This window comes from Pantoea sp. BRR-3P (genome assembly GCF_039621635.1).
In the GTDB taxonomy this organism is placed as follows: Bacteria; Pseudomonadota; Gammaproteobacteria; order Enterobacterales; family Enterobacteriaceae; genus Pantoea; species Pantoea floridensis.
In genome coordinates this window covers 253,127-265,797 of the sequence record NZ_CP155066.1, presented here as the reverse complement: position 1 = coordinate 265,797, position 12,671 = coordinate 253,127, and the positions used below count along the sequence as shown (strand labels likewise).

The following is a 12,671-nucleotide window of genomic DNA, read 5'->3' as shown; positions in this document are numbered from 1 at the left end:
GTTTTTTTTCCCAAAAAAAAGGCCGACAACATTGTCGGCCTGGACTTTATATCAGTTCTTAACGCGTGGCGTTAGTCGGCGCTTTCATATAGCGGAAGAAATCGCTATCCGGGCTCAGCACTAACACATCCTGATTGTCAGAGAAGCTATTCTCATAAGCGCGCAGGCTGCGGATAAAGGCATAGAAATCCGGATCCTGACTGAAGGCATCAGCAAACAGTTTTGCTGCTTCACCATCACCTTCACCGCGTGAGATCAGCGCCTCACGCTGAGCTTCTGCCAGAGTACGCGTAACCTGATAATCGGCTTGCGCACGCAGTTTTTCTGCCTCTTCCTGACCTTGTGAACGCTGACTACGGGCAACCGCTTCACGCTCGGCGCGCATACGGTTGTAGATAGCGTCAGACACTTCCGTTGGCAGGTTGATCTGCTTAATACGCACGTCGACAACCTGAATACCTAAAGCAGCCATACTGTTCGGGTTGGGCGCCGGTTCGCTGCTATTGGTTTCACGCTCTACGCGTGCCGCTGCATTGGCAATCGCATCATCTGCTGCTGGCGTCTGCACTTCATCGTCATTGCCCGCGCTGCCGGTATTCAAAGCATCTCGAACATCGGTGGTTAAGCGGCCACGTGAATCGGTCACGATGTCTTTCACATCCAGACGACCCATTTCAGAACGCAGACGGTCACTGAACTTACGTTTCAGTAACACTTCGGCCTGAGAAACGTCGCCACCACCGGTTGCCAGGTAGTAACGGCTGAAATCACTGATGCGCCATTTGATATAGGAATCAACGATCAGGTCTTTCTTCTCTTTGGTAACAAAGCGATCCGCCTGGTTATCCATGGTCTGAATGCGCGCATCCAGAGATTTCATGGTTTCGATAAACGGGATTTTGAAATGCAGACCCGGTGCGTACACCAGCGGTTTGTTTTCATCGTCACGCAGAACTTTGCCAAAGCGCAGCACGATGCCGCGTTGGCCTTCCTGCACCACGAACAGTGACGCGTAAAGCACCACCAACACTACAATAATTACGGCGATGATTGGCTTACGCATCGATTACTCCCTCCCTTGACGCTGGGTATCGTTGCGCAGCGCATTGGCGCGACGCTGATCCATGATGCTGTCTGGACTGTATGATGAGGTATCACCACGGCTCGCATTACTTTCGGAAGACGAAGGTGATTTCATGAGATTCGTCATTTTTTGACCGCTCTGGCCCGAGGCCTGACCACCGCGCATCAGTTGATCCAATGGCAGAACCGTCAAGTTGCTGCCACGATCGCTGATCAAAACTTTGCGAGTATGGCTGAGCACGCGTTCCATCGTTTCAATGTAGAGACGCTCTTTAGTGATTTCAGGTGCGGCCTTATATTCTGGCAGCAGGCGCGCAAAACGAGCCACTTCACCCTGCGCTTCTAGCACCGTACGTTCTTTATAGGCGCGACCTTCTTCAAGGATACGCTGGGCCTGGCCATTAGCGCGCGGCTGAACTTCATTCGCATAAGCTTCGGCTTCACGCACGTACTGCTCGCGGTTTTCACGCGCAGCAATCGCATCATCAAATGAGGCTTTGACCTCTTCCGGTGGACGCGCCGCCTGGAAGTTCACGTCTAGCAGGGTAATACCCATGTTGTACGGACGAATGGTTTCGTCGAGCTCACGCTGCGTTTCGCTACGTACCACGGTACGACCTTCCGTCAGAATGCGATCCATGGTTGAGCGACCAATGACGCCACGTAAGGCGCTGTCCGTTGCCTGACGCAGACTATCGTCGGCGCTGGTCACCGCATACAGATAACGCTCCGGATCGGTCACGCGGTATTGCACGTTCATTTCAACGCGCACAACGTTTTCATCCGACGTTAACATCACGCCAGACGCCGCCAGTTCGCGCACGGCTTCGACGTTAACGGCGCGAACCTGATCGATAAACGTTGGCTTCCAGTTAAGACCGGGCTCAACCAGATGGCTAAATTTGCCAAAACGCGTTACCACACCGCGTTCTGCTTCTTTGATGGTGTAGAAACCGCTAGCCGCCCAGATAACGACCGCTGCTACGGCAACAATGCCCACTATTTTGCCACCGCTGCCGCCGCTGCGTTGGCCATTGTCATTCTGTTTGCCACCGCCCAGTCCACCGAGTTTTTTGCTCAGTTTACGGAAGATATCATCCAGATCAGGTGGTCCCTGATCGCGACCTCCTTTATTTCCCCCAGAGTTGCCGCCTTGATTATTGCTGCTTCCCCACGGGTCGCGGTCCTGTCCGTTATTTCCGGGCTGATTCCACGCCATGTCTCTACTCCATTTATTGTATTTACGGTTTTACCCTTCATCTTTCGGATTGCAGCTGCGTTGGCTGCCTTCACGCACCCCAGTCACTTACAGATGTAAGCTCCTGGGGATTTGCTCAGTTGCCGCCTTGCCGCAATCCGAAATATTCGCGTAAAACCATAATATTTCGGCCTGCAACGATAATTACTACAACCTGAAATCTTTTTTGGGTAAGTGCGATTGGGCAATTTCAAACAATATAACTGGCTAGCGACGGCTCTTGCTTACACAGACGGCGCCAGTCAACGATTGGCATACGCACATGCAAATTCACACAGCCATCCTCTTCATTCCATTCTTTTTCTATTGCATGTAGCTGATAGAAACGGCTGCGTAAACGGCCCGCTTCCGGCGGCAGACGTAAATCGTACTGCGCGATCTCTCCGGCTAAACGCTCTGAAAGCGCCTGCCACAGCAGCGGTAAACCTATGCCGCTCTGTGCAGATAACCACACGCGAATCGGTTGGTTCTCTTCATTGCGATCGATACGCGGCACAAAACCATCCAGCATATCGATTTTATTCATGACCAGCAGAGTCGGAATTTCATCGGCTTCGATTTCTGCCAATACTTCATTTACGGCATCGATGTTGTCATTCACGCGCAAATCAGCAGCATCAATTACATGTAACAACAGCGTTGCCTGGCGGGTTTCCTGCAGCGTGGCTTTAAAGGCCGCCACCAGGTCATGCGGTAAATGGCGAATAAAACCTACCGTGTCCGCTAAAACCACTTCACCGACATCGGCGACATTCAGCCGGCGCAAGGTAGGGTCAAGCGTTGCGAAAAGTTGGTCCGCCACGTAAACATCCGCAGAGGTAATCGCGTTGAATAGTGTGGATTTTCCGGCGTTGGTGTAACCCACCAGCGAGACCGTTGGCACGTCAGCTTTGGCGCGTGCCTGCCTGCCCTGATCGCGCTGCTTTTCAACGCGTTCAAGACGAGAAAGAATCTGACTAATGCGACCACGCAACAAGCGACGGTCCGTTTCCAGCTGAGTTTCACCTGGACCACGTAAACCGATACCGCCTTTTTGGCGCTCAAGGTGTGTCCATCCGCGAACCAAACGGGTTGCTAAATGGCGTAGTTGTGCCAGCTCGACCTGCAATTTACCCTCATGGGTGCGGGCGCGCTGGGCGAAAATATCGAGAATTAAGCCGGTGCGATCGATTACGCGACATTCGCACAGCCGCTCAAGATTACGTTCCTGGGCAGGAGTTAAGGCATGATCGAATAAAACGACCGATGCTCCACTCGCTTTCACCGCATCGGCAATTTCAACTGCCTTTCCTTCACCGACAAAATATTTGGGATGTGGCGCTTTACGGCTGCCCGTAATAACTTGCAGCGCTTCAACGCCCGCAGAAGAGACAAGAGTTTCGAACTCCTGCAAATCTTCCAGCTCTTTGTCTTGGGAGAACCAGATGTGTACCAGTACGGCCTGCTCACCGGCATCATAACGGTCAAACAAGCTATAACCTCGCTTAAATAAAATAACCAGGACAGGAAAACGTTATCGCTCTCCAGCCCTGGCTTTACGGCAGCGCAAAATTATTCTGCGTTATCGCCGTCTTGTTGTGGCTGCGACTGAGCGCCTTGGTTGCTTCCGCTGTGATGATAGTTGCTGCTACCACCGCTGCCGCCCGCGTTATTGCTATGGTGCGACACTGGACGAGAAGGAACCACTGTAGAGATGGCGTGCTTATACACCATCTGGCTAACCGTGTTTTTTAACAGAATGACGAACTGATCAAAGGATTCAATTTGCCCTTGCAGCTTAATACCATTCACCAAATAGATCGAAACCGGTACACGTTCACGACGCAATGCGTTCAAAAACGGGTCTTGTAAAGATTGCCCCTTAGCCATTCTATCTTTTCCTTATATGCTTGTTGTTTGTTGCTTTAAGAACCGTGGTTCAGAAAAACTGCGTAAAAATTTGCGCACGATAACGAACCAATTGTACACAATCATCCCTGCTACGCACTAACTACCTTGAGCACCGCATTACGCGCTAATTCTGGCTCATCACTGTTTAACCAGTGTACTTCAGGCCAGCCACGTAACCAGGTCATCTGGCGTTTAGCGAGCTGCCGAGTGGCGCAAATTCCCCGATAAACCATTTCGTCATAATCGATTTCGCCTGAAAGATAAGACCACATCTGGCGATAACCGACACAACGAATGGAAGGCATATCCGTATGCAAATCACCTCGTGCAAACAGTGCACGAGCCTCCGCTTCAAATCCTGACGCTAGCATCTGGTCGTAACGCAACGCAATGCGTTGATGTATCAGTTCGCGATTCACAGGTGCAATCGCAAATTGGTACACGTCGTAGGGTAACGCTTCGCCGGAGGTTTTTGTCAGTTCCGTTAAAGTTTTACCCGAAATAAAAAAAACTTCCAGTGCTCGCGAAAGTCTCTGCGGATCATTCGGATGAATACGACTACCGGCGACCGGATCGATTTCACACAGCTGGCGGTGCAGGGCTTCCCACCCTTTCTCCGCCGCCATTTGCTCTATCCGCTGACGCACCTCGGGATCGGCCGAGGGCAACGGTGACAATCCTTCAAGTAACGCCTTGAAATAGAGCATGGTTCCACCAACAAGCAGCGGAATCTTCCCCTTCTGGGTGATTTCCGCCATTTCTGCCAGCGCATCGCGACGAAACTCTGCGGCGGAATACGCTTCCGCCGGATCGCGAATGTCCAGCAAACGATGGGGCGCCAGTGCTAACTCTTCTGCCGACGGTTTCGCCGTGCCAATATCCATCCCGCGATAGATTAAGGCAGAGTCAACGCTAATAAGTTCCACCGGAAGTTGCTGACGCAGCGAAATCGCTAATGCCGTCTTACCGGAGGCGGTAGGCCCCATCAAAAATATTGCCTTTGGCCGGCTAGCCTGGTTTAGTTCACTCATGCTTCAACGCGTTAATCGCGCTCTCAATCTCAATAGTCTGTAATAGACCTGAAGGCGGCGACTTCAGCAGTTGCGGACAAAGCCTTTCCAGCTCTGCCAGCAGCGTAATCGCCTGCGAGTGATTCCAGTGAGCGTCTTCTGCATCATCGCGCCGCGCCAACCATTGGGCTAACGTGGATGCAGAAACCTCTTGCTGCCGGGCCAAGTAGCCTAACAGTTCTGGAATCAAGATTTGTAAATTTTGTGTTCGTAACGGTAAAGGAACGGCACGCAGCGTCACATGCTGTCCTTCTCGTTGTAAATCAATGCCCATTACGCTCAGCAGCGTTGAATGGGAATCGATAACGGCGAGCTCTTGCCCAGCAATTTTCAGGCGAACCGGGATCAGCAACGGCTGCGGTTTTAATCCCTCATCCCCTGGCTGCAGCTGGGCCTGTTTTAGCCAGCGAGCCGCAACCGCCAGGGATAATAATTGCAGTTGGTTACCCCGTTCCAACAGCGCGTAGCGATCCTGCAACACGCTTAACACGCGACCAAAACTTTGTGCATGAGCACTTAACGGTGCTTCACGTGGCTCGGGCTGACGAACGGGTGCAGGCGCGGCGCGGGGCGCTTCGGCCGCTGGTGTTTTAATCAGCTGCTTATAGGCAGCGCCTTCGCGCGCACTGTAACTGGGTTCTTTATTCTGCCAATTGGCACTCGCGCCGGCAGCAGATCCGTTGCGCGGCGTGTTGCTCGGCTGGGCAAAGTGATTAGCACCCGCCGCCTGGCGGTTTTCTGGCTGCCATTTGGGTGCGGGCTCTTCAGCGTGTGCAATCGGCAGTTCCGGCGCGCGGCTGGCTTGCAGCGCACTCATCACGCCCTGCCAGATAAAATCATGTACCAGACGCGACTGATGGAAACGCACCTCATGCTTAGCCGGATGGACGTTGACATCCACCTGATGCGGATCGATCTCGAGATAAAGCACGTAAGCCGGCTGCTGATCATCGCCAAGCTGCGTTTGATACGCCTGGCGAATGGCGTGGTTGATCAGCTTATCGCGCATCATACGCCCGTTGACGTAACAATATTGCAGATCGGTAACCTGTCGCGAGCCGTTTGGATCGGCCACCCAACCACGCAGTGCTAAATCGTCATGCTGCCAATCAATACGTAACGCATGCTGCATAAACGTGGTGCCACAAATCGCGCCTAAACGCCGCTCGCGCTGCGTCTCCTCGCTGACCGCGCGATACTGACGCATCAACTTGCCGTTATGGCTGAGTGAAATGGCAACATCAAAGCGTGCCAGCGCAATACGACGAATCACCTCATCAATATGAGTAAATTCGGTTTTTTCGGTGCGCATAAATTTGCGGCGTGCGGGCGTGTTGTAGAACAGATCGAGCACTTCTAGCGAGGTTCCCACGGGATGCGCCGCGGGTTTCACCGTCACCTCCATATCGCGCCCTTCGGCATAGGCTTGCCACGCTTCAGTTTGATCGGCGGTGCGTGACGTGAGGGTTAAACGAGAAACCGAGCTGATACTGGCGAGCGCTTCGCCACGGAAACCGAGGCTGACGATCGCTTCTAGATCATCGAGCGAGGCTATCTTACTGGTGGCATGCCGTGCCAGCGCCATGGCCAGCTCGGCTTTCGCGATGCCGCAGCCGTTGTCACGAATGCGGATAAGTTTGGCGCCACCTTTCTCAATATCAACATCAATACGCGTTGCGCCGGCATCGAGGCTGTTTTCCACCAGCTCTTTTACGACCGATGCCGGACGCTCAACCACTTCGCCTGCGGCAATCTGGTTCGCCAGCTGCGGCGGTAAAATCTGTATTGGCATGGTGGTGATCCTTCTGGCTGGTTGGCTCACGCGGAGCCAACAATCAGGATTGCGGAATTTTTAGGTTTTGCCCCAGCATCACATTGCTCGACTTCATATTATTCGCCTGCATGATCGCTTTTGAGCTCACGCCATAGCGCGCGGCAATCGCCGTTAGCGAATCGCCGCGCACCACTTTGTGCCGCGTAGGACGACTTGCCGCCGCAACGCTGACGCTGGATTTCGCCGGCACTTTCAGGCGCTGTCCCACCCAAACGACATCGCGCTTCAGGCTGTTCAGCTCACGTAACGTTGCCATGCTGACGCCATATTTCGCGGCGATACCTGATAACGTTTCGCCACGCGCAACGGTATGACGCTGTGTCGCGCCGGTGTATTGCACCGTGCCGCTCGCCGGATTGCTGGCGACGCTAACCGCTGGTGCGCTGTCCAGCGGCCGGTTTTCCTCCTTTGGGATCGATTGCAGCGGATGCGTAAGGAAATAATTGCGTAGCCCTTTATAAATCGACTGAGCAATCTTCTCCTGATACGCGCTGCTACCAAGCAGCCGCTCCTCCGCGGCGTTACTAATAAAGCCGGTTTCGACCAGTAAAGAAGGAATATCCGGGGAACGTAAGACGCCAAGGCTGGCATGTTCCGGCAGACGTTTATGCAGCGGCGTAATACCGCGCAGCTGCTGCAGGACTTTAACCGCGACGTCATAGCCTACGCGCTGTGAATGACCAAACTGCAGATCCAGCACCGCCTGGCTGAGATAGGGATCGGCCTGGCTGTTTGCCAGCAAATCGCCCGCGCCGCCCAGCAGTTCAGACTGTTTCTCTTTCTGTTCCAACCAGTTGGCCATTTCGTTGTTGGCACGACGATTAGACAGCACCCAAACCGATGCGCCGGTAGCGGAATGGTTGGGCGCGGCGTCGGCGTGGATCGACACTAACAGGTTAGCGTTCTCTTTACGCGCCACTTCGGAGCGGCCCATAACCGAGATGAAATAGTCGCCGCTGCGCGTCAGTACCGGTTTGAACATCGGATCTCTGTCCATTAGCGCCTTCAGCTTACGCGCAATGGAAATGGTGACATTTTTCTCATGCAAACCGTTTTGTCCGGATGCACCTGGATCCTGCCCACCGTGTCCAGCATCAATCGCCACAATCACCACATCATTGCGGCTCAACGATGTGGCTGGACGCACGGTCGTATCGCTGCTGGTAACGGCAGTGACCGGATTGGCGTTGAATGGGTTGCTCGGGCTACTGCTTTGATTCTGACTTTCACGCGCGGTAGTGACTGGCGCAGCGGCAGCGCGTTTTACTGGCTGCGTGCCGCGAATAGTGAACACCACGCGATAATTATTGCCTTCGCGCTGCGTGCTGGCGCGCGTTTGCGCCGGCTGCGTCAACTCAAATACTAAACGCAGGCTTTGCTTATCTTTGGGCTGGCTGTTGCGAATGCGCTGCACAATATTTTCGCCGCTGAAATTCAGCGGCAAGCCTTTAATCGCGCCGCTCTGGCGAATATCCAGCACCACGCGATTGGGATTATGCAGCGGGAAAAAGCCGTAAACCGGCTGACCGTTGAAACTCAAGGTCACTGTGGCCTGGCTGTCGCCGTTTTCAACTTTAATATCGGATAACGTGGCGGCGAGCGCTGAAGCAGAAAACAGACACAGCAATGCCACTATCATGATCTTCATCCGTGACATCATGCCGGATTCCTGCCTTGCTGGAATTGGAGTAACAGCGCTTCGCCAGTGGCGGACACCGCGCTGATTTCGGCTTCACGTGCTGCATCGACATAGCGCAACGTCAACGCTAAATCGGGCTCAGGCAGCACGCCGGTGCCCTGCTGCGGCCACTCCACCAGACATAGCGCATCACCGCTGAAATAGTCGCGGATGCCCATAAACTCCAGTTCTTCCGGATCGGCAAGACGATAAAGATCAAAATGATACAACGTACGCGACCCCAGTTCGTAGGGCTCAACCAAGGTATACGTTGGGCTTTTTACATTGCCTTGATGGCCGAGCGCCTGCAGAAAACCACGGCTGAAGGTGGTTTTACCGGCACCCAAATCGCCATAAAGATAGATCACCAGCGCGCTATTGCAGACGCGCGCCAATTGCGCACCCAGATTCAGGGTTGCCGCCTCATCGGGCAAAGGGATAACACAGCTCTTCATGCTTTATTGTTGGATCATCTCTGGATTAACAAACTGCCACAGCAGCTCGAACAAATCAGTGGCTAACATACCGCGTGTACCGCGCTGATGCGCAACGGCATCGGCTGTTGCCCCATGCGCGACGCAGCCTGCGCAGGCTGCCTCAAGTAATGTCAATTTCTGGCCGATCAGCGCGGCAATAATGCCGCTTAACACATCGCCCATGCCGCCAGATGCCATGCCGGCGTTGCCGACATCCGCAATGGCTAACTCTCCCGCCGCGCTGGCAATCACCGTGCCTGCACCTTTCAGTACCACCACACCGCCGTAGCGTTTCGCCAAGGCGCGTGCTGCATGTAAGCGGTCACTTTCAATCTCACTGGTTTTTACACCCAGCAAGCGCGCCGCTTCGCCGGGATGCGGCGTAATGATGCGATTCTGACGGTTATCCTGCTTGATTGCCAGCAGGTTAAGCGCATCCGCATCCCAAAGCATCGGCTTTTCACTGGCCGCAATCTTTTTCAGTGCCTTCTGAGCCCAGTCCCGCTGGCCAAGCCCCGGTCCAACTGCGATGACATCCGCCCATTCCAGCGCCTGATCGAGGCATTCGTCACTCAGTGCGTCAACCATCAACTCCGGACGCGCGGTGAGAATCGGGCCAATATTATCTTCATGCGTGAGCACGCGCACAAGTCCGGCACCACTGCGCAATGCTGCTTCTCCCGTCATACGAATGGCTCCCGCCGTGCCGCTATCACCACCTACCACCAGCAGACGCCCCTGATCGCCTTTATGCGATGTGGCACGGCGCGGTTGCAGCCAGCGCGTTAAGTCCGCGGCATCGTAACGTGAAATAGGTGCCTGCTCAGCGGCAAGGTACGGCGACAAGCCCAGCTCATGGTTATGTAAAATACCTACGTAATCACGTGCTTTACCGGTTAATTGCCCGGGTTTAAGTGCAATCATGCTGAGTGTGTGATCGGCGATCACCGTTTCGCCCGGCGCCGTGCCATTAGCCGCGACTAAACCCGAGGGAATATCAATCGCCAGCACCGGCGCGGCATGCATATTGGTCAGCTCAATTAAGCGATCGTAAGGTGACGCCGGTGCTCGGTTGAGCCCGGTGCCAAGCAGCGCATCGATAATCACATCAATCTGTTCCGGCCAGATCGCATCTGCGGCATGAATCACGCCTCCCGCCGCCAGCCATGCATCGCGCGCTTGCTGCGCTTCTTCCGGCAAGGCTTTGCTGCCTTCGCAGGCCAGCAGCGTCACGCTCAACCCAGCCGCCTGCGCCAATCGCGCCACCACATAACCATCGCCGCCGTTGTTACCATGCCCGCACAGCACCAACCAGTGTTGCGCCTGCGGCCACAGCTGGCGGGCAAGTTCATAGCTGGCCTGTCCGGCGCGCTGCATCAGCTCATACAGCGTTAAGCCCAGGCTATCAGCAGCATCACGTTCCAGTTGCGCCATCGCCTGCGCAGGCCACACAGAGTGTGTTAAACTGCGTGCGTTTGCTTCAATTGCCTGGTTTCTCATGTCATACCCTCTCGATCTTCATCAGCTCGCTCAACAAATTAAACAGTGGGGACGCGAACTCGGCTTCCAACAGGTGGGTATTTGCGATACCGATCTGAGCGCCGAAGAGCCCAGGCTGCAGGAGTGGCTGGATAAGCAGTACCACGGCGAGATGGATTGGATGGCGCGCCACGGCATGATGCGTGCTCGTCCACATGAACTGCTGCCCGGTACGCTGCGCGTGATCAGCGTGCGCATGAACTATCTTCCCGCCAAAGCCGCCTTTGCCAGCACGCTAAAAAACCCCCAGCTGGGTTATGTTAGTCGCTATGCGCTGGGTCGCGACTATCACAAAGTATTGCGCAATCGACTGAAAAAGCTCGGAGAAATGATTCAGGCGCACTGTGGCGAACTCAATTTCCGTCCCTTCGTCGACTCCGCACCCATTCTCGAGCGCCCGATTGCCGTTAAAGCCGGATTGGGCTGGACCGGCAAACACTCGCTCGTCCTGAACCGTGAAGCAGGTTCCTGGTTCTTTCTCGGCGAGCTGCTGATCGATCTGCCGCTGCCGGTCGATCAGCCACAGGAAGAACAGTGCGGGCGCTGCGTGGCCTGCATCACTATCTGCCCCACTGCCGCCATCGTCGAGCCTTACGTGGTCGATGCGCGTCGCTGCATCTCTTATCTCACCATCGAATTGGAAGGCGCCATTCCCGAAGAGTTCCGCCCGCTGATTGGTAATCGGATTTATGGTTGCGATGATTGCCAACTGATTTGCCCGTGGAACCGCTATGGCCAGTTAACCGATGAAGATGACTTTTCACCGCGCGCCGTATTACACGCGCCGCCGCTTACTGAATTATTCAAATGGGATGAGGCAAAATTCCTGCGTATTACGGAAGGTTCAGCGATTCGTCGTATTGGGCACCTGCGTTGGTTACGCAACATTGCCGTGGCTTTAGGCAACGCGCCGTGGGCAGAAGAAAATATGGCGGTATTATCACTGCGCAGCGGCGAACATCCGATGCTGGATGAGCATATTGCGTGGGCAATAGCTCAGCAGCTAGAAAAACGTGCAGCGCAAGCGGTTGAGGTGCAGCCGGCGAAGAAACAGCGGCTGGTGCGGGCAGTCGAAAAAGGTCTGCCACGTGATGCGTGAATGAGCAGTGGCACAGAATAAAACTCTTTTCCACACGCTGTGAATAAAATTATCCAACTGAATAGTGACAGAGATCGTAATTTTGCCTAAAGGGTAAGATTACAGTCTGAAATAGGTTTAACCACTTATAAATCAAACAATTAAGCGATTATTGTAAATATTTGCGTCGCGTTTAGCAGGCAGGGGTTTGTTCAGAGCCTGTGGATAACTCTGTTCAAAACAGTTTTACAGATGAGGGCAAACGCCGTCAGCAGCATGCGGGCACATTGTGGATAACCTGTAAGATAGCTGCAGCAGACAACCAGCATTATCGGTGCGAGCAAGGCGTGCAAAATTGCCAGAAAAAACGATGTAGCATGCGATCAAAAAAGATCTGCAGCAGTTTTAATTCTGATTGCGCCTGAGGGCAAATAACATTAGTGAATATAAAAATCTGGAGCGGGAAACGAGACTCGAACTCGCGACCCCGACCTTGGCAAGGTCGTGCTCTACCAACTGAGCTATTCCCGCATAATCTTCGTTTTTTAGTCTGCTACTGCGTTGGCTGCCTTGTCACAAACTCAAATACTCGATTCTGCATCTTTGTATTTTTGTCACAACAACCACACTAACGACTAAATCCGTGATTTGGATAGTTTAGTACAAACTCTGGAGCGGGAAACGAGACTCGAACTCGCGACCCCGACCTTGGCAAGGTCGTGCTCTACCAACTGAGCTATTCCCGCATTAGAGGTTTACTGCTTA

Annotated in this window: 10 protein-coding genes and 2 tRNA genes; 1 reads left to right on the top strand and 11 read right to left on the bottom strand. The window is 53.9% G+C overall.

Features of this window, described 5'->3' with window-relative positions:
- Window positions 1-58: 58 nt before the first annotated feature.
- The 9 genes from hflC to nnr form a co-directional block, all read right to left on the bottom strand.
- Window positions 59-1,063, bottom strand: a complete 1,005-nt coding sequence (hflC, locus tag AAGR08_RS01320; RefSeq protein ID WP_097095887.1) for a protease modulator HflC — start codon at window positions 1,061-1,063, stop codon at window positions 59-61.
- A gap of 3 nt (window positions 1,064-1,066) precedes the next feature.
- Window positions 1,067-2,302, bottom strand: a complete 1,236-nt coding sequence (gene hflK, locus AAGR08_RS01315; RefSeq protein WP_097095886.1) for an FtsH protease activity modulator HflK — start codon at window positions 2,300-2,302, stop codon at window positions 1,067-1,069.
- Between the two features lie 229 nt (window positions 2,303-2,531).
- Window positions 2,532-3,812, bottom strand: a complete 1,281-nt coding sequence (gene hflX, locus AAGR08_RS01310) for a ribosome rescue GTPase HflX (RefSeq protein WP_345828146.1) — start codon at window positions 3,810-3,812, stop codon at window positions 2,532-2,534.
- A gap of 80 nt (window positions 3,813-3,892) precedes the next feature.
- Window positions 3,893-4,210 carry an RNA chaperone Hfq gene (hfq, locus tag AAGR08_RS01305; RefSeq protein WP_008103618.1) on the bottom strand — a complete coding sequence of 106 codons (318 nt, stop codon included), beginning with the start codon at window positions 4,208-4,210 and terminating at the stop codon, window positions 3,893-3,895.
- Window positions 4,211-4,320: 110 nt separating this feature from the next.
- Window positions 4,321-5,262, bottom strand: a complete 942-nt coding sequence (gene miaA, locus AAGR08_RS01300) for a tRNA (adenosine(37)-N6)-dimethylallyltransferase MiaA (RefSeq protein WP_345828143.1) — start codon at window positions 5,260-5,262, stop codon at window positions 4,321-4,323.
- Window positions 5,255-7,093, bottom strand: coding sequence for a DNA mismatch repair endonuclease MutL (mutL, locus tag AAGR08_RS01295; RefSeq protein WP_345828141.1), 1,839 nt, complete (start codon window positions 7,091-7,093; stop codon window positions 5,255-5,257). The genes miaA and mutL overlap by 8 nt, the downstream gene beginning before the upstream one ends.
- A gap of 43 nt (window positions 7,094-7,136) precedes the next feature.
- Window positions 7,137-8,795: an N-acetylmuramoyl-L-alanine amidase AmiB gene (amiB, locus tag AAGR08_RS01290; RefSeq protein ID WP_345828139.1), complete on the bottom strand. Its 1,659-nt coding sequence runs from the start codon at window positions 8,793-8,795 to the stop codon at window positions 7,137-7,139.
- Window positions 8,792-9,268, bottom strand: a complete 477-nt coding sequence (gene tsaE, locus AAGR08_RS01285; RefSeq protein WP_097095881.1) for a tRNA (adenosine(37)-N6)-threonylcarbamoyltransferase complex ATPase subunit type 1 TsaE — start codon at window positions 9,266-9,268, stop codon at window positions 8,792-8,794. Before tsaE ends, amiB begins: the two co-directional genes overlap by 4 nt.
- A gap of 3 nt (window positions 9,269-9,271) precedes the next feature.
- Entirely contained in the window at window positions 9,272-10,789 is a 1,518-nt protein-coding gene (gene nnr / locus AAGR08_RS01280) for a bifunctional ADP-dependent NAD(P)H-hydrate dehydratase/NAD(P)H-hydrate epimerase (protein WP_345828137.1), read from the bottom strand.
- Here nnr and queG point away from each other — a divergent pair.
- On the top strand, window positions 10,788-11,927 hold the full coding sequence (gene queG, locus AAGR08_RS01275; protein ID WP_345828135.1) for a tRNA epoxyqueuosine(34) reductase QueG: 1,140 nt from the start codon (window positions 10,788-10,790) through the stop codon (window positions 11,925-11,927). The two genes, nnr and queG, sit on opposite strands and share 2 nt — an antisense overlap.
- Window positions 11,928-12,361: 434 nt before the next feature.
- Here queG and AAGR08_RS01270 read toward each other — a convergent pair.
- Together AAGR08_RS01270 and AAGR08_RS01265 are read right to left on the bottom strand one after the other, a co-directional pair.
- Window positions 12,362-12,437 (bottom strand) — tRNA-Gly (locus tag AAGR08_RS01270).
- A 139-nt stretch (window positions 12,438-12,576) separates the two neighbouring features.
- Window positions 12,577-12,652, bottom strand: a tRNA-Gly gene (locus tag AAGR08_RS01265).
- Between the last annotated feature and the right edge of the window lie 19 nt (window positions 12,653-12,671).

Coding starts and splice junctions, on each gene's coding strand:
- nnr (WP_345828137.1), bottom strand. CDS start 10,789: ATGAGAAACCAGGCAATTGAAGCAAACGCACGCAGTTTAACACACTCT.
- mutL (WP_345828141.1), bottom strand. CDS start 7,093: ATGCCAATACAGATTTTACCGCCGCAGCTGGCGAACCAGATTGCCGCA.
- hflK (WP_097095886.1), bottom strand. CDS start 2,302: ATGGCGTGGAATCAGCCCGGAAATAACGGACAGGACCGCGACCCGTGG.
- tsaE (WP_097095881.1), bottom strand. CDS start 9,268: ATGAAGAGCTGTGTTATCCCTTTGCCCGATGAGGCGGCAACCCTGAAT.
- miaA (WP_345828143.1), bottom strand. CDS start 5,262: ATGAGTGAACTAAACCAGGCTAGCCGGCCAAAGGCAATATTTTTGATG.
- queG (WP_345828135.1), top strand. CDS start 10,788: ATGTCATACCCTCTCGATCTTCATCAGCTCGCTCAACAAATTAAACAG.
- hfq (WP_008103618.1), bottom strand. CDS start 4,210: ATGGCTAAGGGGCAATCTTTACAAGACCCGTTTTTGAACGCATTGCGT.
- hflC (WP_097095887.1), bottom strand. CDS start 1,063: ATGCGTAAGCCAATCATCGCCGTAATTATTGTAGTGTTGGTGGTGCTT.
- amiB (WP_345828139.1), bottom strand. CDS start 8,795: ATGATGTCACGGATGAAGATCATGATAGTGGCATTGCTGTGTCTGTTT.